The sequence below is a fragment of the Streptomyces sp. NPDC058086 genome (assembly GCF_042885015.1).
Lineage (GTDB): Bacteria > Actinomycetota > Actinomycetes > Streptomycetales > Streptomycetaceae > Streptomyces.
This window is the reverse complement of the sequence record NZ_JBHVST010000085.1, coordinates 1-23279: the sequence shown is the minus strand read 5'-3', so window position 1 is coordinate 23279 and position 23279 is coordinate 1. Positions and strand designations below refer to the sequence as shown.

Below are 23279 nucleotides of genomic sequence, written 5' to 3'. Positions count from 1 at the left end.
CGGTGTCCGTCCGGCCATCCGGTCGTGTGCGCAGGCAGCAGGGGTCGACCATTGCCATAGAATGGCAAACACGAGAGATCGCTCGCGTTTCACTAGAATGCGAGCGACCGCTCGTGTTTGTCAATCACGTTCGGAGAGCTGGGGATAACTCGTGCCCGACAAGCCCGAGACGCAGCGGACCGCCGACGCGCAGACCGCCGACAGGCAGACCGCCGACGCGCGGACCGTCGACGAGCGCCCCCGCCGACGGCAGGCCCGCGGCGAGCGCAGGATCGCCCAGCTGCTGGAGGCCGCCGCCTCCGTCTTCTGCACCACCGGCTACACCGCCGCCAGCACCAACGCCATCGCCCGCGAGGCGGGCGTCTCGCCGGGCACGCTGTACCAGTTCTTCCCGAACAAAGAGGCCATCGCGATCGAGCTGGGCGACCGGCTCATGCACGAGATGCGCGACACCTACGGCGAGGCACTGGCCCCGGTCGACCCCAGGACCCCGCTGGAGGAGGCCGTGGGCGCCGCGGTCGACCGGTTCATCGCCTTCAACTGCGATCACCCCGTGTTCTTCGCACTGATGCACGGCCCCGACATCCCGGGCCGGATCGCCGAAGAGCACGACGCCCTGCACGCGACCCTGATCTCGCGGATAGAGGGACTGCTCTCCTCCCTCATGACCGACGCGTCCGCCACCGAGGTCACGCGCATCGCGCACGTATGCCTGGGCATCTACAAGGCCGGCCTGGAGCTGGTCCTCTCGAACGAGGGAGCCGAGCGCGAGGCCTACATCCGAGAGTTGAAGGACGTCCTGCTCCGCTACCTGGAGCCGCTGATCCGCGACAGGACACTCACCCCGGCGGACCTCACCACCGGCCCCGCGGAGTTCACGGCTCCAACCCCCTGACCACGCACGACCCCAACCCGATGACCACGCACGACCCAACCCCCCGACCGCACACGGCGACCCGGCCGTCGAGCACGGCCGCCCACGCCTCGGCCGCGGCGGAGTACCCCATACTGCGACATAGCGGACATCTGCCATAAGGTTCGGATAAATCAGACCGAGCCCAAGGGGCAAGCCGTGACCCAGAATCAGCCGCCCGGCGCGCCCCGGGCCCGCATTCCCGGACCCCAGCAGCCCCCGCCGTCGTACCCCCAGATCCGCACCGGACTGTGGCGACGCTGCCTGGGCGGCGGGCTCGCGCTCTGGACGCTGACGGCGATCGTCACGTACACGACGAGAAACACCACGCTGCTGCCGACCCTGATCCTGCTCGGCAGCTTCCTGGTACCCGTCGTCTTCACGCTCTGGGCGTACGAGCGCCACGGCCGCGACCTCGGCGTCCAGGTGATCCTCGGCTGCTTCCTGACCGGCGGGACCCTCGGGGTACTGGGCGCGTCGGTGATGGAGAACCACCTGCTCCACCCCTCGCTGTCGAGGTGCCTCGGCGTCGGACTGACCGAGGAGGCGGCGAAGCTGGCCGCGCTGGCGTTCGTCCTGCGCCGCCACCCCCGACTCCGGGGACTGCGGGCCGGCCTCGTGCTCGGCGCGAGCGTCGGCTTCGGCTTCGCGGCGCTGGAGAGCGCGGGGTACGCGTTCGACGCCGCCGTCTCCCTCAAGGGACTGGATCTGCGCGCACTGCTGGAGACGGAGATCCTGCGCGGGCTCCTCACCCCCTTCGGGCACGGCCTGTGGACGGCGATCACGGGAGCGGTGCTGCTCACGTACCGCAACCCGCAAGGGCGCTTCCAGTACGCCGGCCCGGTGGCGGGCAGCTACGTCGGCGTGTCGCTGCTGCACGCCCTGTGGGACTCGACACACGGCATCGCGCTCTGGCTGGTCGCGCGGCTGACCACGACGGGGCTCGACCGGACGCTGTTCGGGCTGGGGTACCTACAGGGGCCCACCGACGAGCAGAAACATCTCTTCACGCTGTTCTCGGTGGGCGGCCTGATCATCGTCGCGCTCGCGGGGGTCGGCTGGGTGCGTTCGCTGACACGCCGCGACTTCGCTTGGAGAAATACCCCCTAGGGGTATAGTGTTGAGTACCTGAGCAAGTCACCCGAACCTCACACGCCTCGACGAGGAGTACGCCATGACCGCGCAGACCGACACCCCGGGTTCCGTCACGACCGTCTACCAGGTGAGCGGAATGAGCTGCGGGCACTGTGAGGGCTCCGTCTCCGGTGAGATCTCCGAGATCCCCGGCGTCACCTCGGTGAAGGCCGTCGCCGCCACCGGCGAGGTGACCGTGGTCTCCGCGGCGCCGCTCGACGAGGAGGCCGTGCGCGCCGCCGTCGACGAGGCGGGCTTCGAGCTCGCCGTCCAGGCCTGAGTCACCGGCCTCGCACTCACCGGTCGCTCCCCCGCGCCTTCCAGTTCCCCGTATCACCCACATCACCTGTATCACCAGTACCACCCCGCACCACCCAGCGCTTCACGCAGCTCTCCATACCGGGCCGTACCGACCAGCTGATACTGGATCCGTACGGCCCGGCTCATTCCCTGGAGCCCGACCATGACCACCGCAGCACCCGAGCCGGCCATAGCCGTGACGACCCCGACCACCGCGACAGCCGCGCCGTCGGAGGTGGAGCTCACCATCGGCGGAATGACCTGCGCCTCCTGCGCGGCCCGCGTCGAGAAGAAGCTCAACCGCATGGACGGCGTCACCGCCACGGTCAACTTCGCGACGGAGAAGGCGAAGGTCTCGTACCCGGTGGGGGTACAGGTCGCCGACCTCGTCGCCACCGTCGTGAAGACGGGATACACGGCCGAGGAACCCCCGCCGCCACGCCTCGAAACGCCGGAACGGGCCACCGACGCCGGCGCCGCCGACGAGGACCCCGAACTCGCCTCCCTGCGCGAACGGCTCGTCGTCTCGGCCCTGCTCGCCCTCCCCGTCGTCCTGATGTCGATGGTCCCGGCGCTGCAGTTCGACAACTGGCAGTGGCTCTCGCTGACCCTCGCCGCACCCGTCGTGGTCTGGGGCGCACTGCCCTTCCACCGGGCCGCGTCCACCAACGCGCGTCACGGCGCGGCCACCATGGACACCCTCGTCTCGGTCGGCACGCTCGCCGCGTTCGGCTGGTCCCTGTGGGCGCTGTTCTGGGGACACGCGGGCATGCCGGGCATGCGGCACGGCTTCGACCTCACCGTCTCGCGCACGGAGGGGTCGTCGACGATCTATCTCGAAGTCGCCGCGGGTGTCGTCGCGTTCATCCTGCTCGGCCGCTACCTGGAGGCCCGCTCCAAGCGGCGGGCCGGAGCCGCGCTGCGGGCGCTGATGGAGCTGGGGGCCAAGGACGTCGCGGTGCTACGGGACGGCCGTGAGGTCCGTATCCCGGTCTCGCGGCTGGCGACGGGCGACCGTTTCGTCGTGCGGCCCGGCGAGAAGATCGCCACCGACGGGACGGTGGTGGAGGGTTCCTCCGCCGTCGACGCCTCCATGCTGACGGGCGAGTCGGTGCCGGTGGACGTGACGGTGGGTGCCGCCGTCACCGGCGCGACCGTGAACGCCGGCGGACGGCTCGTCGTCGAGGCGACCCGGGTCGGCGCCGACACCCAACTCGCGCGGATGGCCCGGCTCGTCGAGGACGCGCAGAACGGCAAGGCCGAGGTGCAGCGCCTCGCCGACCGGATCTCCGGGATCTTCGTGCCGGTGGTGCTGGTGATCGCGCTCGGCACGTTCGGGGTGTGGCTCGGCGTCACCGGCGACACGGCCGCCGCCTTCACCGCGGCCGTCGCGGTGCTGATCATCGCCTGCCCCTGCGCCCTCGGTCTCGCGACCCCGACCGCCCTGATGGTCGGCACCGGCCGCGGCGCGCAACTCGGCATCCTCATCAAGGGCCCCGAGGTCCTGGAGTCCACGCGCCGCGTCGACACGGTCGTCCTGGACAAGACCGGCACGGTGACGACGGGACGGATGACACTGCGGGAGGTGTACGTCGTCGCCGACACCGACGAGAAGGAGCTCCTGCGGCTCGCAGGCGCCCTGGAACACGCCTCCGAGCATCCGGTGGCCCAGGCGATCGCCGCGGGCGCTCAGGAGCGGGCTGGTGACCTTCCCCCGGTGGAGCACTTCGAGAACGTCCCCGGGCTCGGCGTACGCGGACGCGTGGAGGGTCACGACGTCCAGGTGGGGCGGCTCCACGAAGGCGAGCTCCCGGAGGCGCTGGCCCGCGCCAAGGCCGAGGCACAGGCGGAGGGACGTACGGCCGTCGTGGTCGCCCGGGACGGGGTGGCACTCGGTGTCCTGACCGTCGCCGACGCGATCAAGGAGACCAGCGCCGAGGCGGTGCGCGCGCTGCGCGGCCTGGGGCTCACACCGGTCCTGCTCACCGGGGACAACCGGGCGGTCGCCCAGTCCGTGGCGCGTGCCGTCGGCATCGATCCCGGGGAGGTGATCGCCGAGGTGCTGCCCGAGGACAAGGTCGCCGTCGTCAGGCGCCTCCAGAGCGAGGGGCGGACCGTGGCGATGGTCGGTGACGGGGTGAACGACGCGGCGGCGCTCGCCACCGCCGACCTGGGCCTCGCAATGGGGACGGGCACGGACGCGGCGATCGAGGCGAGCGACCTGACGCTGGTCCGGGGGGATCTGCGGGTGGCCGCGGACGCGATCCGACTGTCGCGCAAGACCCTCTCCACGATCAAGGGGAACCTGGTCTGGGCGTTCGGATACAACGTGGCGGCACTGCCGCTCGCCGCGGCCGGACTCCTCAACCCGATGATCGCGGGGGCCGCGATGGCCTTCTCGTCGGTGTTCGTGGTGACGAACAGCCTTCGACTCAGGACATTCTCATGACGACGGAGTAAGAGTCCCCCTAGAGTCCAACGGGAGCCTCACATAAGCTCTTCACAAGGCTCGCGCATCTTCCTTACGCTTGGGCCCCGATTGCCATATCAGGGCTCTTGCGTATCTTCAGGACATACGCAAGAGACGCAGATCACAGTGATGCGAACGTAACCATCGAAGGGGTTCGTGAGTCTAAGTTGGCGATGCCGGAGACGTCTTGGGGGGCGTCTCTGACATCTGGGGATGTCTTGGGGGACGTTCCCGGAACTGCGTTGCCGGGGCGCGTGCAGCGGGGAGCTTTGAGCGGCCCTCCCGTCGGTACGGGTCCCGGCAGACCGCACCCCAGCAGTACATGAGCACCGCAGTAGTACAGAGAGTTTTGCTCGTTTTGCTCACGGCCGGTCCGGTCAGCCCGGCCGGCCGGGAGCAAGGCGTAAGCACGCTCGCAGCGATTCAGGCGCTGTCCCACAGACGCCCGGCCGGATCCCGTGGGGGGAATCCGCACCGGGACAAGGAAAGCGCCCTGACTGCCGGCCCGTGGGGGGACCGGTAGCAGGGCGCTTTCCGTTTTTCTTGTAAGTGACCTGCGCCTAGCGGGCCTCGACCGGGACGAAGTCGCGCAGGACCTCGCCCGTGTAGATCTGGCGCGGGCGGCCGATGCGGGAGCCGGGCTCCTTGATCATCTCGTGCCACTGGGCGATCCAGCCCGGGAGGCGGCCGAGGGCGAACAGGACCGTGAACATCTCGGTCGGGAAGCCCATCGCGCGGTAGATCAGACCGGTGTAGAAGTCCACGTTCGGGTAGAGGCTGCGCGAGACGAAGTAGTCGTCGGAAAGCGCGTGCTCCTCCAGCTTGAGCGCGATGTCCAGCAGCTCGTCGGACTTGCCGAGTGCCGAGAGGACGTCGTGCGCCGCCGCCTTGATGATCTTCGCCCGGGGGTCGAAGTTCTTGTAGACGCGGTGGCCGAAGCCCATCAGACGGACGCCGTCCTCCTTGTTCTTCACCTTGCGGATGAAGGAGTCGACGTCGCCGCCGGAGGCCTGGATGCCCTCCAGCATCTCCAGCACGGACTGGTTGGCACCACCGTGCAGGGGACCCCACAGCGCGCTGATGCCGGCGGAGATCGACGCGAACATGTTCGCCTGCGACGAGCCCACCAGGCGCACGGTGGAGGTCGAACAGTTCTGCTCGTGGTCGGCGTGCAGGATGAGCAGCTTGTCGAGCGCGGCGACGACGACCGGGTCGAGCTCGTAGTCCTGGGCGGGGACCGAGAAGGTCATGCGCAGGAAGTTCTCGACGTACCCGAGGTCGTTGCGCGGGTAGACGAAGGGGTGACCGATCGACTTCTTGTAGGCGTACGCCGCGATCGTCGGAAGCTTGGCAAGAAGGCGGATCGTCGAAAGGTGACGCTGCTTCTCGTCGAACGGGTTGTGGCTGTCCTGGTAGAACGTCGACAGGGCACTGACCACCGACGACAGCATCGCCATCGGGTGGGCGTCGCGCGGGAAGCCCTGGAAGAAGCGCTTGACGTCCTCGTGCAGCAGGGTGTGCTGCGTGATCTCGTTCTTGAAGGTGGAGAGCTCGTCCACGTTCGGCAGCTCGCCGTTGATCAGCAGAGAGGCCACCTCAAGGAAGGTAGAGCGCTCGGCCAGCTGTTCGATCGGGTAGCCGCGGTACCGGAGGATGCCCTGCTCACCGTCGAGGTAGGTGATCGCGGATTTATACGCGGCGGTGTTGCCGTACCCGCTGTCCAGCGTCACCAGCCCGGTCTGGGCGCGGAGCTTCCCGATGTCGAAGCCCTTGTCGCCGACGGTGCTGTCGATCACCGGGTAGGTGTACTCGCCATCGCCGTACCGCAGTACTACAGAGTTGTCGCTCACGTCATCCCTCACCGACGTTGTGCCTCTTCTTCGAGGTGCCCTGACTGTCTCTACCATCCCCCATTTGGCCCTGGAGAGTGCACTCGGGGTCGACCATTGGGCCTATTGGCGGCACTCAGTGCCGCCAACCTTCTCATCCTGCCCCCCTTCGCCCTGGTTCCGGAAGTGCTGTGTGACCTTTGCGACTCGTTTGATCGATCATTTTTTGTGATGCCTGGGGTGGGGGTGGGTCTCCCATCCCCACGGGGTTCCGCCCCGGACCCCGTGGGGCGTCATTTCGGCTGCGGGTGGGTGGGGCCGGTCGCACGGTTCCCCGCCCCCCTAAGAGCCTTGGGGCGCCCGGTGTTCGAGGGCTGGGCCGTCACGCGGTGAGGCGGTGATCGAGGGATGTGTGGCGGCGGCCCGCCGACACCGTGCGGACCGCCTGGCCGATCGCCTTGCGGGAGCCGACCAGGACGACGAGCTTCTTGGCCCGGGTGACCGCCGTGTAGAGCAGATTGCGCTGGAGCATCATCCACGCGCCGGTGGTGACCGGGATCACCACCGCGGGGTACTCACTGCCCTGGGAGCGGTGGATCGTCACCGCGTACGCGTGGGCCAGCTCGTCGAGTTCGTCGAAGTCGTAGGGGACCTCCTCGTCCTCGTCCGTCAGCACCGTCAGACGCTGCTCCTCGGAGTCGAGTGAGGTGACCACGCCCACGGTGCCGTTGAAGACGCCGTTCTCCCCTTTTTCGTAGTTGTTGCGAATTTGGGTCACCTTGTCGCCGACCCGGAAGACCCTGCCGCCGAAGCGTTTTTCGGGCAGGTCGGGGCGGCCGGGCGTAATCGCCTGCTGCAACAGGCCGTTGAGGGTGCCCGCGCCCGCCGGGCCGCGGTGCATGGGCGCCAGCACCTGGATGTCCCGGCGCGGGTCGAGCCCGAACCTGGCCGGAATCCGCCGTGCCGCCACATCCACGGTGAGCCGCCCGGCCTCCTCGGTCTCGTCCTCGACGAAGAGGAAGAAGTCCTTCATGCCGTCGGTGACGGGGTGCTGCCCGGAGTTGATCCGGTGCGCGTTCGTCACCACTCCGGACTGCTGGGCCTGGCGGAAGACCTGGGTCAGACGGACGGAGGGGATGGGGCTCCGGTCGGCGAGCAGGTCGCGCAGGACCTCGCCCGCGCCGACGCTGGGAAGTTGGTCGACGTCCCCGACGAACAGCAGGTGGGCGCCCGGCGGCACCGCCTTGACCAGCTTGTTGGCGAGGAGGAGGTCGAGCATGGAGGCCTCGTCCACGACCACCAGGTCGGCGTCCAGCGGCCGGTCCTTGTCGTACGCCGCGTCCCCGCCCGGCTTGAGCTCCAGGAGCCGGTGCACGGTGGAGGCGTCCGCTCCGGTCAGCTCGGCGAGTCGCTTGGCGGCACGGCCCGTCGGCGCCGCGAGCACGACCTTCGCCCGCTTGGCGCGCGCCAGCTCCACGATCGAGCGGACCGTGAACGACTTGCCGCAGCCGGGGCCTCCGGTGAGCACCGCGACCTTCTTGGTGAGCGCCAGCCGGACAGCCTCCTCCTGACCGGGCGCCAACTCCGCGCCCGTACGCCCCTTCAGCCAGGTCAGTGCCTTGTCCCAGGCCACGTCGTGAAAACCGGGCATCCGGTCCTCGGTGGTGCGCAGGAGGCGCAACAGCTGTGCGGAGAGCGAGAGTTCGGCGCGGTGGAAGGGGACCAGGTAGACGGCCGTGACGGTGTCCGGGCCGCCGTCGGGACCGGGGACCTTCTCGCGTACGACGCCCGGCTCCCGTACGCCACCGGGTTCGTCCTCGTCCTCGGCCGGCTCCGCCAGTTCCGCCAGGCATTCGATGACCAGGCCCGTGTCCACCTGGAGCAGCTTCACCGCGTCGGCGATCAGCTGCTCCTCGGGGAGGAAGCAGTGGCCCTGGTCGGCGGACTGCGACAGGGCGTACTGCAGGCCCGCCTTGACGCGCTCGGGGCTGTCGTGCGGGATGCCGACGGACTGGGCGATCTTGTCGGCGGTGAGGAAGCCGATGCCCCAGACGTCGGCGGCCAGGCGGTAGGGCCAGTTCTTGACGACCGAGATCGACGCGTCGCCGTACTTCTTGTAGATGCGCACCGCGATCGACGTCGACACCTCGACGGTCTGGAGGAAGAGCATGACCTCCTTGATCGCCTTCTGCTCCTCCCAGGCGTCGGCGATCTTCTTGGTGCGCTTGGGGCCGAGGCCGGGGACCTCGATGAGGCGCTTCGGCTCCTCCTCGATGATCTGGAGCGTGTCCAGCCCGAAGTGCCGGGTGATGCGGTCGGCGAAGATCGGGCCGATGCCCTTGACCAGGCCGGAGCCGAGGTAGCGGCGGATGCCCTGGACGGTGGCGGGCAGGACGGTCGTGTAGTTCTCCACCGTGAACTGCTTGCCGTACTGCGGGTGGGAGCCCCAACGGCCCTCCATCCGGAGCGACTCGCCCACCTGGGCGCCGAGGAGTGCGCCCACGACGGTGAGCAGATCGCCGGCGCCGCGGCCGGTGTCCACCCTCGCGACCGTGTACCCGTTCTCCTCGTTGGCGTACGTGATCCGCTCGAGCACGCCCTCGACGACCGCCAGTTGCACCTGCCGGTTCCCCGCCTGATTGGACATGATCCGAAGGTACCTGTGACGACTGACAGCCGGGGCGCCGCGGCGGACAGCGGCGGGCGGGCGGACCTGCGCCTCGCTCCCGTTCAGCCAACCGCTGATGGCGGCCAGTGCGCCGGGGCCGTAGTCGGAGCCGACGTCGCGTCCCAGGTCGGCCACGGAGACGGAGCGCAGGGCGTCCCGCCGGACGGTCTCGGCGGCGGCCATGGCCCGGGAGAGGCCGGACCGGGCCCGACAGCGAATGTCCGAGTCGACGAATGAAGCGCCCTAAAGGTACATAAGATCCATAACGAACAATGTCCGACGAGTGTCAACGAGAGAAGGGCAGGACGTCTCATGAAGTTCGCAGTCATCGGCGGGACCGGGCTGATCGGGTCGCAGGTCGTGCGGGACCTGAACGCGGCCGGACACGAGGCGGTGGCGCACTCACTGTCCACCGGGGTCGACGTCCTCACAGGTCAGGGCCTGGACGCGGCGCTGGCCGGCGCCGACGTGGTCGTCAACCTGACCAACTCCCCCACCTTCGACGACGCCTCCGCCGTGTTCTTCCGGACCTCGATGGACAACCTCCTGGCCGCGGCCCAGCGGACGGGCGTCGGACACTTCGTCATCCTGTCCATCGTCGGCACCGACCAGGTGCCGGAGCTCGACTACTACCGCGCCAAGGCTCTCCAGGAAGACATCCTCAAGGCCGGCCCCGTCCCGTACTCCATCGTCCGCGCCACCCAGTTCATGGAGTTCGTCGACGCCGTCCTGTCCTGGACCGCCGACGCCGGCACCGTCCGCCTGCCCCGCACCCCCATCCAGCCGATCGCCGCGGCGGACGTCGCGGCCACCGTCGCCGAGGTCGCGGCCGGATCACCCCTGAGCGGCACCCTCGACGTCGGCGGGCCCGACACCTACACGCTGGACGAACTGGGCCGGATCACCCTCACCTTCAAGGGCGACGAGCGCTCGGTGACCGTCGACGACACCGCCGGCATGTTCGCCGCGGTCCACGGCGACGTCCTCACCACCAAGAAGGGCGCCCGCATCGCCCCCACCCACTACACCGACTGGCTGAAGTAGCCCCACAGGAGCACCCGCGATCCGCAAGGGGCGGGTGCTCCACCCCTTGCCCCACCCCTTGCCCCACCCCCTGCCCCACCCCCTGCCCCGCCCCCACCTCACTCCGCTCATCCGAGCGCCGTTCATCACGATCCGATCTCGGCATGTGGTTGAGGTCTTGATTAATGCTCGTGTAATCGATTCCAATCCTCCGTGTAATCGATTCCACGAGGAGGTGGAGCGGCGATGGCGAGCATCAAGGACGTTGCCGCCGAGGCCGGCGTATCCGTCGCCACGGTCTCGCGCGTCCTGAACGATCATCCGTCGGTCAGCGAAGACGCACGCACCCGCGTGCTGGCCGCAGTACAGACCCTGGGCTACCGCCCGAACGCCGTCGCCCGCTCCCTGCGCACCGACCAGACCCGCACCCTCGGCCTGGTCATCAGCGACGTGCTCAACCCGTACTTCACCGAGCTGGCCCGCTCCGTCGAGGAGGAGGCCCGCGCCCTCGGCTACAGCGTGATCATCGGCAACGCCGACGAACGGCCGGACCTCCAGGACCACCACGTACGGACCCTGCTGGACCGGCGGATCGACGGACTGCTCGTCTCCCCCGCCGACGGCGGCTCCCCCGGAATGCTGGACGCCGCGCGAGCGGGGACACCCATGGTCTTCGTGGACCGCTGGATCCCGGGCGTGGACGTGCCCGTCGTACGGGCGGACGGCCGGACGGCGGTCCGGGATCTCGTGGCGCATCTGCACGCGCTCGGACACCGCCGGCTCGCGATCATCGCGGGACCCGCGGCGACCACCACCGGCAGCGAGCGCGTCGAGGCCTTCCGGGAGGCCATGGCCGAGCACGGGCTGCCGCTCCCGGACACCTACATAGGCCAGGGCGACTTCCAGGCCGAGAGCGGACGGCGGGTCACCGAGGGCTTCCTCGACCTGCCCGAACCGCCCGAGGTCGTCTTCGCCGCCGACAACCTGATGGCGCTCGGCGCGCTGGACGCGGTCCGCGCGCGCGGGCTGCGGGTTCCCGAGGACATCGCGCTCGCGGCGTTCGACGACATCCCGTGGTTCGTGCACACCGATCCGCCGATCACCGCGGTCGCCCAGCCGACCGGCGAGCTGGGGCGGGCCGCCGTACGCGCGCTCGTCGACCGGATCGAGGGCCGCCCCCCGCAGTCGGTCACCCTCACCGCCCATCTCGTCGTCCGCCGCTCGTGCGGCGAACCTGCCCCCACCCCGCACTCCCCCGTAACGAACAGGAGTAAGTCGTGAGCAACCAGGACGAGTTGCTGCGCATCGAGGGCATCCGAAAGACCTTCCCCGGCGTGGTCGCGCTCGACAGCGTCGACTTCGATCTGCGCCGCGGCGAGGTGCATGTGCTGCTCGGCGAGAACGGTGCCGGCAAGAGCACGCTCATCAAGATGCTCTCGGGCGCCTACCAGCCCGACTCCGGGCGCGTCCTCGTCGACGGCGAGGAGGTGCGCATCCACGGTGCGCAGGACTCCGAGCGCCTCGGGATCGCGACCATCTACCAGGAGTTCAACCTCGTTCCCGATCTGACGGTCGCCGAGAACATCTTCCTGGGGCGGCAGCCGCGCCGCTACGGGTTGATCGACCGGAAGACGATGGAGGCCGAGGCCGCCGAACTGCTGGAGCGGGTCGGGGTCAGCGTCTCCCCGCGCGCGCGGGTGCGTGAACTCGGTATCGCACGTCTCCAGATGGTCGAGATCGCGAAGGCGCTGAGCCTGAACGCCCGCGTTCTGATCATGGACGAGCCGACCGCGGTGCTCACCTCCGAAGAGGTCGAAAAACTCTTCGCCATCGTGCGCCAGCTGCGCGAGGACGGTGTCGGCATCGTCTTCATCACGCACCACTTGGAGGAGATCGCCGCCCTGGGGGACCGGGTCACCGTCATCCGGGACGGCAAGAGCGTCGGGCAGGTCCCGGCCTCCACCACCGAGGACGAGCTCGTACAGCTCATGGTGGGGCGGTCGATCGAGCAGCAGTATCCACGCGTGCGGGCCACTGGTGACGACGGCTCCGGGGCCGCCCTGCTGACCGTCGAGGGGCTGACCCGTGACGGGGTCTTCCACGACGTGAGTTTCGAGGTGCGGGCCGGTGAGGTCGTAGGTATCGCGGGGCTCGTGGGGGCCGGGCGTACGGAGGTCGTACGAGCGGTCTTCGGGGCCGATCCGTACGACAAGGGGGCCGTCAAGGTCGCCGGTTCCGAGCTGCGGCGGCACGACGTGAACGCGGCGATGGCGGCCGGGATCGGGCTCATCCCCGAGGACCGCAAGGGCCAGGGGCTGCTCCTGGACGCCTCTGTCGAGGAGAACCTCGGCCTGGTCACCATGCGGGCGGCGACCCATGGCGGGCTCGTCGACCTCAAGGGCCAGCGGGAGGCCGCCGCGCGGATCGCCGAGCAGCTCGGCGTCCGGATGGCCGGTCTCGGCCAGCACGTGCGCACCCTCTCCGGCGGCAACCAGCAGAAGGTCGTCATCGGCAAGTGGCTGCTGGCCGACACCAAGGTGCTGATCCTCGACGAGCCGACCCGTGGCATCGACGTCGGCGCCAAGGTCGAGATCTACCAGCTCGTCAACGAACTGACGGCCGCCGGCGCGGCCGTACTGATGATCTCCAGCGATCTGCCCGAGGTGCTCGGCATGAGCGACCGGGTGCTGGTGATGGCCCAGGGCCGGATCGCGGGCGAACTGTCCGCCGACGAGGCGACCCAGGACTCCGTGATGGCACTCGCCGTCAGCACACCGACCACCAACTCTGTTACCGCTGTGGAGGGCTCCCGTGGCCACTGACACGCTCAAGAGCACTACGGGCGCGAGTGGCGCCTCGGCGGTCCGCCGCCTTCTGCTCGACAACGGGGCGCTCACCGCGCTCATCGCCCTCGTCATCGCGATGTCGGCGCTGTCCGGCGACTTCCTGACGACGGACAACCTGCTCAACATCGGCGTCCAGGCGGCCGTGACCGCCATCCTCGCCTTCGGTGTGACCTTCGTGATCGTCTCGGCGGGCATCGACCTGTCGGTCGGCTCGGTCGCCGCGCTGTCCGCCACCGTCCTCGCCTGGATGGCGACATCGGAGGGCGTCCCGGTCTGGATAGCGGTGATCCTCGCGGTCGCGACCGGCATAGCGTGCGGCCTGGTCAACGGCGTCCTGATCTCCTACGGGAAGCTGCCGCCGTTCATCGCGACGCTCGCCATGCTGTCGGTGGGCCGCGGACTGTCCCTGGTGATCTCGCAGGGCTCGCCGATCGCCTTCCCCGAATCTGTCTCGCACCTCGGTGACACCCTCGGCGGCTGGCTGCCGGTCCCCGTCCTGGTGATGGTCGTCATGGGCCTGATCACTGCCCTGATCCTGGGCCGTACGTACATCGGCCGCTCCATGTACGCGATCGGCGGCAACGAGGAGGCCGCGCGCCTCTCGGGCCTGCGGGTGAAGAGGCAGAAGCTCGCGATCTACGCGCTGTCGGGTCTCTTCGCGGCCGCCGCGGGCATCGTGCTCGCCTCCCGCCTGTCCTCGGCGCAGCCGCAGGCCGCGCAGGGCTACGAGCTGGACGCGATCGCCGCGGTCGTCATCGGCGGCGCCTCCCTGGCGGGCGGCACCGGCAAGGCGTCCGGCACGCTGATCGGCGCCCTGATCCTCGCGGTGCTCCGCAACGGTCTGAACCTGCTCTCCGTCTCCGCCTTCTGGCAGCAGGTCGTCATCGGCGTCGTGATCGCGCTGGCGGTGCTGCTGGACACGGTGCGGCGCAAGGCCGGGGCGACTCCGGTGGCCGCCGGGGCGGGTGCGCCGGGCGGCAGGGGCAAGCAGGCGGCGACGTACATCATCGCGGCCGTGGTCGCGGCGGCCGTCGTCGGTGCGATGTCCTTCCTGCACAACGGCTCCTCGTCGGCGACGAAGAAGGTGGGCCTGTCCCTCTCCACCCTGAACAACCCGTTCTTCGTGCAGATCAAGTCGGGTGCCCAGCAGGAGGCGAAGAAGCTCGGCGTGGACCTGACGGTCACGGACGCGCAGAACGACGCCTCGCAGCAGGCCAACCAGCTCCAGAACTTCACCAGTTCGGGTCTCGGCTCGATCATCGTCAATCCGGTGGACTCGGACGCGGCGGGCCCGGCGGTCCGCTCCGCGAACAAGGCAGGCATCCCCGTCGTCGGCGTGGACCGGGGCGTGAACAAGGCCGACACGGCCGCGCTGGTCGCCTCCGACAACATCGCGGGCGGCAAGCTCGGCGCCAAGGCGATGGCCGAGAAGCTGGGCGGCAAGGGCAAGATCGTGATCCTTCAGGGTCTGGCCGGAACGTCCGCGAGCCGTGAGCGCGGCGCGGGCTTCGCCGAGGGTCTGAAGGCCTACCCGGGCATCGAGGTCGTCGCCCGGCAGCCCGCGGACTTCGACCGCACCAAGGGCCTCGACGTGATGACGAACCTGCTTCAGGCGCACCCCGACATCCAGGGCGTCTTCGCCGAGAACGACGAGATGGCGCTCGGCGCGATCAAGGCGCTCGGCTCCAAGGCCGGCACGTCGGTCTCGGTCATCGGCTTCGACGGCGAACCGGACGGCCTGAAGGCGGTCAAGGACGGCACGATGTACGCGTCCGTGGCCCAGCAGCCGACGGAACTCGGCCGGATCGCGGTGGAGAACGCGCTGAACGCCGCCGAGGGCAAGAAGGTCGAGAAGACGGTGATGGTGCCGGTGAAGGTGGTAACGAAGGAGAATGTGGCCGGCTTCGGCGGATGACCTGAGCGGGCCGCCCGGAAAGCGCGCCGCGGACGACCTCCGCACGCCGCCGGGCGGCTCGCCCTGTTGCTTCGACTCACCTTCATGACTCACCTTCATAGGGAGAAAGTTCATGTACGACTACGACCTGCTGGTCGTGGGATCGGCCAACGCCGACCTGGTGATCGGGGTCGAGCGGCGGCCCGCGGCCGGCGAGACGGTGCTCGGCTCCGACCTCGTCGTCCACCCCGGCGGCAAGGGCGCCAACCAGGCGGTCGCCGCCGCCCGCCTCGGAGCCCGTACGGCGCTGCTGGCGCGGGTCGGCGACGACGCGCACGGGCGGCTGCTGCTCGACTCGCAGCGGGCGGCCGGGGTCGACACGGCGGGCGTGCTCGTCGGCGGAGCGCCGACCGGGGTGGCGCTGATCACGGTGGATCCCTCCGGGGACAACAGCATCGTGGTCTCGCCGGGTGCCAACGGCCGCCTCACACCCGAGGACGTACAGTCCGCCGGAAACCTCCTGGCGACCTCCCGGGTGGTCTCGGCACAGCTGGAGATCCCGTTGGAGACGGTCGTGGAGGTCGTACGGAATCTCGCTCCCGGCAGCCGATTCGTACTGAACCCGTCGCCGCCGCGCGCACTGCCCGCCGAGGTGCTCGCGGCCTGCGATCCGCTGATCGTGAACGAGCACGAGGCGCGGGTGATCGTCGGCACGGATCTCGGGGACTCCCCGGAGGACTGGGCGTCCGCCCTGCTCGCCCTCGGCCCGCGCTCGGTGGTGATCACGCTGGGCGCGCGGGGCGCGCTGGTGGCTTCCGCCGAGGGCGCCGCGCGGGTGCCGTCGGTGAAGGTGGAGACGGTGGACACGACGGGCGCGGGGGACGCGTTCACGGCGGCACTGGCGTGGCGGCTGGGGCTCGACGAGCCGCTCGCCGAGGCGGCCGCGTACGCCGCCCGCGTCGGTGCGGCGGCGGTCACCCGCGCCGGCGCGCAGGAGTCCTTCCCAACGGCCGAAGAGGCCGAAGAGGTCGCGTCGCCATGAAGAAGGCCGGAATCCTGAACCGCCATCTGTCGGGCGCGCTGGCCGAGCTGGGCCACGGGGACGGGGTGCTCGTCTGCGATGCCGGGATGCCCATCCCCGCCGGTCCGCGCGTCGTGGACCTGGCCTTCCGGGCCGGGGTGCCGTCCTTCGCCGAGGTGCTCGACGGGCTGCTGGAGGAACTCGTGGTGGAGGGCGCCACGGCCGCGCGCGAGGTCCGCGGGGCGAACCCGGAGGCGACGGCCCTGCTGGACGCCCGTTTCCCCACGCTGTCGACGGTCTCCCACGAGGAACTGAAGTCACTGTCGGCGGGCGCGAAGCTGATCGTCCGCACGGGAGAGGCGCGGCCTTACGCGAATGTGCTGCTGCGGTGCGGGGTGTTCTTCTGACCCGACGCCCGACAGGTTCGGCGCGGTGTCCGACAGGTTCGGCACGGTGTCCGACACGCTTCGAGGGGCCCGGTCCGTCGACCAGGCCCCTCGGTTTTCCCCTCCGACATCAGAACCCCCGCGATCCCCCCGGATCCCCCTCCAGAAGTCCTGATGCCAAGTACGACACGCGGTGTGGGGGAAGGGTTGCACGGCCTTCCGAGATTTTTTCGGGATGCTTTCCGGCATGAGTGAATCCGCTTCCTCCTTCGAGGACGACGTGCTCGGTGAACTGGGCGACGACAAGCTCCAGGAGATCGCGGGGCTGCTGGGGACCGACACGGCGGGCGCCCAGGAAGTGGTCGGGACCACGGTCTCGGCACTCGCCGGCCCCGTACAGGAGGAGGCCGCGGCGGCGCCCGAGGAGGAGGCCCCGCTCCAGGGCGTTTCCACGCTGGGCGGGTTCGCCACCGGCGGCCTCATGGCCGGGGTGCTGGCCAAGGTGAGCAAGCCGGTCGCGAACGCCGTCGCCAAGAAGACGGGCATCCCGGCGGCCACGGTCACCCGTGTCATCGAGATGCTCGTCCCGGTCGTACTGACGGTCCTCAGCAAGCGGGCGGCACGCAAGAAGTGACGGCGGCCCGCCGACCGGCTACCCGGCGTGCTCCACGAACCGTGCCGCCGTCTCGGCCAGCACCTCCCGCCCGTCGCGCGCCCACAACCCGTCGTTGAAGAGCTCGACCTCGATCGGCCCGGAATATCCCGCCGCCTCGACGTACCCCCGCCACTCCCGCATGTCGATCGAACCGTCGCCGATCTGACCGCGGCCGTTGAGGACGCCCTCGGGCAACGGAGTCGTCCAGTCCGCGAGCTGGAAGGTGTGGATACGGCCGCCGGCGCCCGCGCGGGCGATCTGCGCGGGAGCCGTGTCGTCCCACCAGATGTGGTACGTGTCGACGGTGACGCCCACCTGGTCCGCGGGGAAGCGTTCCGCGAGATCCAGGGCCTGGGCGAGGGTGGACACCACACAACGGTCCGCGGCGTACATGGGGTGCAGGGGCTCGATGGCCAGCCGTACGCCCCGCTCGGCGGCGTACGGGCCCAGCTCCCCCAGCGCGTCGGCGATCCGCTCCCGCGCGCCGTGCAGATCCTTCGAGCCGGCCGGCAGCCCCCCGGAGACCAGAACCAGGGTGTCGGTGCCGAGGGTCGCGGCCTCGTCGACGGCCGCACGGTTGTCGACGAGCGCTCGCGTCCGCTCTCGCGGGTCGATCGCCGTGAAGAAGCCGCCGCGGCAGAGCGTGGTGACGGCCAGACCGGCGTCGCGGACGAGTTTGGCGGTGGCGTCGAGGCCGTACGACTGGACGGGTTCACGCCAGAGTCCGACGCCCGGGATCCCCAGCTCGATGCAGGACTCGACCAGTTCGGGCATCGACAGTTGCTTGACCGTCATCTGGTTGATGGAGAAGCGGGCGAGACTGCTCATGAGGTCACTCCGTACAGCGCCAGCAGGGTCTTCATCCGGGCCTCGGCGAGCTCCGGGTGCGGGAACAGGCCCAGGGTGTCCGCCAGCTCGTACGCCCGCGCGAAGTGCGGCAGCGAGCGGGCCGACTGGAGCCCGCCGACCATGGTGAAGTGCTCCTGGTGCCCGGCCAGCCACGCCAGCAGGACGACGCCCGTCTTGTAGAACCGGGTCGGCGCCTCGAAGAGATGGCGGGAGAGCTCGACGGTGGGGTCGAGAAGCTCACGGAAGCCCTTCACATCTCCGGTGTCGAGCACCCGTACCGCCTCCGCCGCGAGCGGACCCAGCGGATCGAAGATGCCGAGCAGGGCGTGGCTGAAGCCCTGCTCGTCGCCCGCGATCAGCTCGGGGTAGTTGAAGTCGTCACCCGTGTAGCAGCGGACGCCCTGCGGCAGGCGGCGGCGCAGGTCGACCTCGCGCCGGGCGTCGAGGAGGGAGACCTTGATGCCGTCGACCTTGTCCGGGTGGGCCGCGATGACCTCCAGGAAGACGTCCGTCGCCGCGTCCAGGTCGCCCGACCCCCAGTAGCCCTCAAGGGCCGGGTCGAACATGGGGCCGAGCCAGTGCAGGATCACTGGCTCGGACGCCTGGCGGAGCAGATGCCCGTAGACCTCCAGGTAGTCCTCGGGCCCCTTCGCGGTCGCCGCCAGCGCCCGGGAGGCCATGAGGATGGCCTGCGCCCCCGACTCCTCGACGAGGGCGAGCTGCTCCTCGTACGCCGTGCGCACCTCCGGCAGCAAGGCCGGCCCGGTGAGCTGATCGGTGCCGACACCGCACGCGATACGGCCCCCGACCGCCTTCGCCTCCGCCGCCGACCGGCGGATGAGTTCCGCCGCGCCCGCCCAGTCGAGGCCCATCCCACGCTGCGCGGTGTCCATCGCCTCGGCGACGCCGAGCCCGTGGGACCACAGGTGGCGGCGGAACGCGAGGGTGGCGTCCCAGTCGACGGCGGCGGCCGAGTCGGGCGAGACGTCCGCGAACGGGTCGGCGACGACATGCGCGGCCGAGAAGACCGTACGGGAGCTGAAGGGCGCGCCGGTGGCGAGGGCGAGCGGGGTGGCACGCGGCTCATAAGCCCTCAACGCGCCGTTCGGATCCGGCAGTCGAATGGTCACAGCGAGATCTCCGGCACGTCGAGTCGGCGGCCCTCGGCCGAGGACCTCAGCCCCAGTTCGGCGAGCTGGACGCCGCGGGCGCCGGCGAGGAGGTCCCAGTGGTAGGGGGCGTCGGCGTACACATGCCGCAGGAACAGCTCCCACTGCGCCTTGAAGCCGTTGTCGAACTCGGCGTTGTCGGGGATCTCCTGCCACTGGTCGCGGAAGGAGTAGGTGGCCGGGATGTCCGGGTTCCAGACCGGCTTGGGAGTGGCGGACCGGTGCTGGACGCGGCAGTTTCGCAGCCCGGCGACGGCCGACCCCTCCGTCCCGTCGACCTGGAACTCGACCAGCTCGTCGCGGTTGACGCGCACCGCCCAGGACGAGTTGATCTGGGCGATGGCGCCACCCTCCAGCTCGAAGACGCCGTACGCGGCGTCGTCGGCGGTGGCGTCGTACGGCTTGTCCTGCTCGTCCCAGCGCTGCGGGATGTGGGTGGCGGTGAGCGCCTGGACGGAGGTGACCCGGCCGAACAGCTCGTGCAGCACGTACTCCCAGTGCGGGAACATGTCGACGACGATGCCGCCGCCGTCCTCCGCGCGATAGTTCCAGGAGGGCCGCTGGGCGCTCTGCCAGTCGCCCTCGAAGACCCAATACCCGAACTCTCCGCGGATGGAAAGAATCCGTCCGAAGAAGCCCCCGTCGATGAGCCGCTTGAGTTTCAGCAGCCCCGGGAGGAAGAGCTTGTCCTGCACGACCCCGTGCTTGATGCCCTTCTCGTGGGCGAGGCGGGCCAGCTCCAGGGCGCCGTCGAGGCCGGTGGCGGTGGGCTTCTCGGTGTAGATGTGCTTGCCCGCGGCGATGGCCTTCTTGATGGCCTCCTCGCGGGCGGAAGTCACCTGGGCGTCGAAGTAGAGGTCCACGGTCGGGTCGGCGAGGACCTCGTCCACGTCCGTCGACCAGTGCTCCAGGCCGTGCTGCTCGGCGAGCGCCTTCAGCGCGTGCTCGCGGCGGCCGACGAGGACCGGCTCGGGCCACAGCACCGTGCCGTCGCCGAGGTCGAGGCCGCCCTGGTCGCGCAGGGCGAGAATCGAGCGGACGAGGTGCTGGCGGTAGCCCATGCGCCCCGTCACGCCGTTCATGGCGATTCGCACCGTCTTGCGTGTCACGAGATTCCCTTCGTACGCGGGTTCCGCGCCGCGTACGCCCCACTGGTGAACGTGACAGCAAGCGCTTTCTACTCAAGAAGAAGTTAGCCTCTGTCGAGCCGATTGGACAAGACCATACGGACGACGAGATGTTCGACCGTCCGGACGGCTGGACGTAGGGGGCGTGAGCACGGTCGGATGGAGCACTACGAGCACGACGGGTACGGCAGGCCAAAGAGCACAGCGAGCACGAGAAGCACGATGAGGTGCTACGAGATGCGTGACCGGAGGACGACGAGATGACCGTGACCCTGGCGGACGTGGCGGCGCGGGCGCAGGTCTCGCCCGCGACCGTGTCCCGGGTGCTGAACGGGAACTATCCCGTCGCGGCGTCCACGCGCGAGCGGGTGCTGCGCGCGGTGGACGACCTGGACTACGTACTGAACGGGCCCGCGAGTTCGCTGGCCGCCGCCACCTCCGACCTGGTCGGCATCCTGGTGAACGACATCGCCGACCCCTTCTTCGGGATCATGGCGGCCGCGATCCAGTCGGAGATCGGCGGCCCCGGGGGGCGTGCGGGCGGCGAACGGCTCGGGGTCGTGTGCAACACCGGCGGCTCCCCGGAGCGTGAGCTGACCTACCTCACGCTCCTTCAGCGCCAGCGCGCCGCCGCCGTCGTCCTGACGGGCGGTGCCGTCGAGGACGCGCCGCACGCGGCGGCGGTCGCGGCGAAGCTGCGCAAGCTCGGGGACGCGGGGACCCAGGTGGTCCTGTGCGGACGGCCGCCCGCGCCCGACGCCCCCGAGGCGATCGCGCTCACCTTCGACAACCGGGGCGGCGGCCAGCAGCTCACCGAGCACCTGATCGGGCTCGGCCACCGCCGGCTCGGCTACATCGCGGGCCCCGAGGAGCGGACGACGACCCGGCACCGCCTGGAGGGGCACCGCGCCGCGCTGGCCGCGCACGACATCGAGGACGATCCGCGCCGCACGGTGCACGGACGCTACGACCGTCGCGCCGGCTACGAGGCGACGCTCGAACTCCTGCGCCGCGACCCGTCGTTGACGGCTGTCGTCGCCGCCAACGACACCGTCGCCCTCGGCGCGTGCGCCGCGCTGCGCGAGGCGGGCCTGCGTATCCCCGACGACGTGTCCGTCGCCGGCTTCGACGACCTCCCCTTCAGCATCGACGCGGTACCCGCGCTGACGACGGTGCGGTTGCCGCTGTCGGAGGCGGGGGCCCGGGCCGGCCGCATCGCGATGGGCCGCGAGGAGCCGCCGCCGGGCGGGATCGCGACGGTGCGGGGGGAATTGATGGTGCGGGGGTCTACGGGGGTGCCGCGGGCCTGAACGGGGGTTTTCGCCCCCGCCGCCCCCACCCGTCCCGTCCCCGGGGGCTCCGCCCCCAGACCCCCCGGGGGGTGTGTCGGCTGCGGGCCGGTGGGGGCTTGGCGCGCAGTTCCCCGCGCCCCTGGGGCACGGGGCTGCGCCCCAGTGCCCCAGTGCCCCGGCGCCCCGGCGCCCCATCGGCCTCGGCCTCGTCCTCGTCCTCGAACGCCGGGCGGCCGGGGCATGCGAGGCGAAGCCCCGCCTTGGGGGCGCGGGGAACCGGGCGGCCGGACCTCACCGGGCCCGCAGCCGAACCACGTACGGAAGGGACCGTGCCAGTCCCACTCGCCCTCAGCCGAGTGACGCACGGAAGGGGCCGTGGCGGTGCGTCGCAAGCGCGTCGCTTACGTTCGGATCGAGCAGCGGCTCGCTTGCCCGGTCCACGTCTGATCCGGCGGCGACGGGCTCGACGTACCGGCACGGCCCCGACCCACCCACCGGGCCCGCGATCACACGTGCGGACGGTGCCCCTTCTCCTGATGGGGGAACGACTGGTCGGCACCGGGCAGCGTCGGCTTCGGAAGGGTCGCGACCTCCTCCTTCGCCTTCTCCAGCTGCTCCGCCGTGTCATCGGGCAGCCGCGGCGGACGCGGACGCCCGTGCGAGAAGCGGAACGCCGACGTGAGGTCACCGAACGCCGACCGCCGCCAGTCACTGACGTTGGGCTCCTCGACCCCCGTGAAGCGCTCCAGGAACTGCAGCGCCGAGGTGTGGTCGAAGGCCTCCGAGGCCACCCAACCCCCCACCGTCCAGGGCGAGACGATGATCGCGGGGACTCGGAAGCCGCCTCCGATGGGCAGCCCCTGCACGAACTCGTCCGCGGTTCCGGCCGGAGGCGTCGGCGGCGGAACGTGGTCGAACAGGCCGTCGTTCTCGTCGTAGTTCAGAATGAACGCGGTCTTCCGCCACACCTTCGGGTTGGAGGCGATCGCCTCGATCTTCGACGCGACGAAATCGGCGCCCGCGGCGGGCAGGTAGTCCGGGTGCTCGGACTGGAAGCTCGTCGGCATGATCCACGACACGGCCGGCAGCCGGTCGTTGCGCGCGTCGTCCTCGAACGTGCCCTCCGGCTGCGGACGCACACCACGCTCGTACAGGTCGGACCCCGGCGCCGCCGAGCGGAAGCTCGCGAACTGCTCCAGCATATTGCAGCCGTAGTCGTCGTCCTGCTGGTACACCTTCCAGCTGACCCCTGCCGCCTGCAGCCGCTCCGCGTACGTCGTCCACCGGTACGGCGTCGGCGCCTTGTTGACGAGGACCGGCCCGCCCTGCGTGCCGCCCGGGTCGATCGTGCCCGTCATCCAGTACAGCCGGTTGGGCCAGGTCGGTCCGAACACCGAGCAGAAGTAGTGGTCGCAGACGGTGAACGTCTCCGCCAGCGCGAACTGGAACGGGATGTCCTCGCGGGTGTAGTAGCCCATCACGTACGGCCCGTTGGCCCCGTCCGCCTTGTGGTGCGCCGGCAGCCAGCGGTCCATCTTCCCGCCGTTCCACGCCTCGTGCTGCACCGCCCACGCGTGGCTGGTGGACGGGATCGCCTGGGCGCTGGACGTGTGGGTGTCGAGGTGGAAGGGGAGCAGATACCCCTTCGGGTTCACGGCGTCGGGCTGGTAGAAGACCGACCGGCCGTCGTCGAGCTTCAGCGC

General features: G+C 70.2%; 18 protein-coding genes. 12 read left to right on the top strand and 6 right to left on the bottom strand.

Annotated features, from left to right (window positions below; translation table 11 throughout):
- Positions 1 to 271: 271 nt before the first annotated feature.
- The 4 genes from ACFVWD_RS42390 to ACFVWD_RS42375 all read left to right on the top strand — a co-directional run bounded on the left by ACFVWD_RS42390 (position 272) and on the right by ACFVWD_RS42375 (position 4796).
- Positions 272 to 895: a TetR family transcriptional regulator gene (locus ACFVWD_RS42390; protein WP_389603283.1), complete on the top strand. Its 624-nt coding sequence runs from the start codon at positions 272 to 274 to the stop codon at positions 893 to 895.
- Between the two features lie 177 nt (positions 896 to 1072).
- Entirely contained in the window at positions 1073 to 2023 is a 951-nt protein-coding gene (locus ACFVWD_RS42385) for a PrsW family glutamic-type intramembrane protease (protein ID WP_389603264.1), read from the top strand.
- A 64-nt stretch (positions 2024 to 2087) separates the two neighbouring features.
- Complete coding sequence (locus tag ACFVWD_RS42380) at positions 2088 to 2327, top strand: heavy-metal-associated domain-containing protein (protein WP_389603263.1); 240 nt, start codon at positions 2088 to 2090, stop codon at positions 2325 to 2327.
- Positions 2328 to 2510: 183 nt separating this feature from the next.
- A complete protein-coding gene (locus tag ACFVWD_RS42375; RefSeq protein ID WP_389603262.1) occupies positions 2511 to 4796 on the top strand; it encodes a heavy metal translocating P-type ATPase in 2286 nt (761 codons plus the stop codon).
- 581 nt (positions 4797 to 5377) lie between these two features.
- On the opposite strand, the gene ACFVWD_RS42370 is transcribed toward ACFVWD_RS42375, so the two are convergent.
- Both ACFVWD_RS42370 and ACFVWD_RS42365 read right to left on the bottom strand, forming a co-directional pair.
- Entirely contained in the window at positions 5378 to 6667 is a 1290-nt protein-coding gene (locus tag ACFVWD_RS42370; RefSeq protein ID WP_067370471.1) for a citrate synthase, read from the bottom strand.
- A 361-nt stretch (positions 6668 to 7028) separates the two neighbouring features.
- Positions 7029 to 9293: an ATP-dependent RecD-like DNA helicase gene (locus ACFVWD_RS42365; RefSeq protein WP_389603282.1), complete on the bottom strand. Its 2265-nt coding sequence runs from the start codon at positions 9291 to 9293 to the stop codon at positions 7029 to 7031.
- Positions 9294 to 9626: 333 nt separating this feature from the next.
- Between ACFVWD_RS42365 and ACFVWD_RS42360 the strand changes: the two genes are divergently transcribed.
- The 7 genes from ACFVWD_RS42360 to ACFVWD_RS42330 all read left to right on the top strand — a co-directional run bounded on the left by ACFVWD_RS42360 (position 9627) and on the right by ACFVWD_RS42330 (position 17118).
- Positions 9627 to 10358 carry an SDR family oxidoreductase gene (locus ACFVWD_RS42360; RefSeq protein ID WP_389603261.1) on the top strand — a complete coding sequence of 244 codons (732 nt, stop codon included), beginning with the start codon at positions 9627 to 9629 and terminating at the stop codon, positions 10356 to 10358.
- A gap of 225 nt (positions 10359 to 10583) precedes the next feature.
- Positions 10584 to 11618, top strand: coding sequence for a LacI family DNA-binding transcriptional regulator (locus tag ACFVWD_RS42355; RefSeq protein ID WP_389603260.1), 1035 nt, complete (start codon positions 10584 to 10586; stop codon positions 11616 to 11618).
- The gene (locus tag ACFVWD_RS42350; RefSeq protein WP_389603259.1) at positions 11615 to 13159 is read left to right on the top strand and encodes a sugar ABC transporter ATP-binding protein; all 1545 of its coding nucleotides are present in this window, start codon (positions 11615 to 11617) and stop codon (positions 13157 to 13159) included. Before ACFVWD_RS42355 ends, ACFVWD_RS42350 begins: the two co-directional genes overlap by 4 nt.
- Positions 13149 to 15098, top strand: coding sequence for a substrate-binding domain-containing protein (locus ACFVWD_RS42345; RefSeq protein WP_389603258.1), 1950 nt, complete (start codon positions 13149 to 13151; stop codon positions 15096 to 15098). The genes ACFVWD_RS42350 and ACFVWD_RS42345 overlap by 11 nt, the downstream gene beginning before the upstream one ends.
- Before the next feature lie 112 nt (positions 15099 to 15210).
- Positions 15211 to 16119 carry a ribokinase gene (locus ACFVWD_RS42340; RefSeq protein WP_389603257.1) on the top strand — a complete coding sequence of 303 codons (909 nt, stop codon included), beginning with the start codon at positions 15211 to 15213 and terminating at the stop codon, positions 16117 to 16119.
- Positions 16116 to 16505 carry a D-ribose pyranase gene (rbsD, locus tag ACFVWD_RS42335; protein ID WP_168508783.1) on the top strand — a complete coding sequence of 130 codons (390 nt, stop codon included), beginning with the start codon at positions 16116 to 16118 and terminating at the stop codon, positions 16503 to 16505. Before ACFVWD_RS42340 ends, rbsD begins: the two co-directional genes overlap by 4 nt.
- A gap of 226 nt (positions 16506 to 16731) precedes the next feature.
- Positions 16732 to 17118: a DUF937 domain-containing protein gene (locus ACFVWD_RS42330; RefSeq protein ID WP_389603256.1), complete on the top strand. Its 387-nt coding sequence runs from the start codon at positions 16732 to 16734 to the stop codon at positions 17116 to 17118.
- Between the two features lie 18 nt (positions 17119 to 17136).
- Here ACFVWD_RS42330 and ACFVWD_RS42325 read toward each other — a convergent pair whose 3' ends face one another.
- From ACFVWD_RS42325 to ACFVWD_RS42315, 3 genes are read right to left on the bottom strand one after another with little or no spacing between them, the layout of a single operon-like run.
- The gene (locus tag ACFVWD_RS42325; RefSeq protein ID WP_389603255.1) at positions 17137 to 17967 is read right to left on the bottom strand and encodes a sugar phosphate isomerase/epimerase family protein; all 831 of its coding nucleotides are present in this window, start codon (positions 17965 to 17967) and stop codon (positions 17137 to 17139) included.
- Positions 17964 to 19118: a dihydrodipicolinate synthase family protein gene (locus ACFVWD_RS42320; protein WP_389603254.1), complete on the bottom strand. Its 1155-nt coding sequence runs from the start codon at positions 19116 to 19118 to the stop codon at positions 17964 to 17966. The genes ACFVWD_RS42325 and ACFVWD_RS42320 overlap by 4 nt, the downstream gene beginning before the upstream one ends.
- Entirely contained in the window at positions 19115 to 20266 is a 1152-nt protein-coding gene (locus tag ACFVWD_RS42315) for a Gfo/Idh/MocA family protein (protein ID WP_389603253.1), read from the bottom strand. The genes ACFVWD_RS42320 and ACFVWD_RS42315 overlap by 4 nt, the downstream gene beginning before the upstream one ends.
- A gap of 278 nt (positions 20267 to 20544) precedes the next feature.
- On the opposite strand from ACFVWD_RS42315, the gene ACFVWD_RS42310 reads away from it, so the two are divergent.
- Positions 20545 to 21594 carry a LacI family DNA-binding transcriptional regulator gene (locus ACFVWD_RS42310; RefSeq protein WP_067370505.1) on the top strand — a complete coding sequence of 350 codons (1050 nt, stop codon included), beginning with the start codon at positions 20545 to 20547 and terminating at the stop codon, positions 21592 to 21594.
- Between the two features lie 488 nt (positions 21595 to 22082).
- Here ACFVWD_RS42310 and ACFVWD_RS42305 read toward each other — a convergent pair.
- The coding region (locus tag ACFVWD_RS42305) for an alkaline phosphatase family protein (protein WP_389603252.1) at positions 22083 to 23279 on the bottom strand (1197 nt) is incomplete at its 5' end.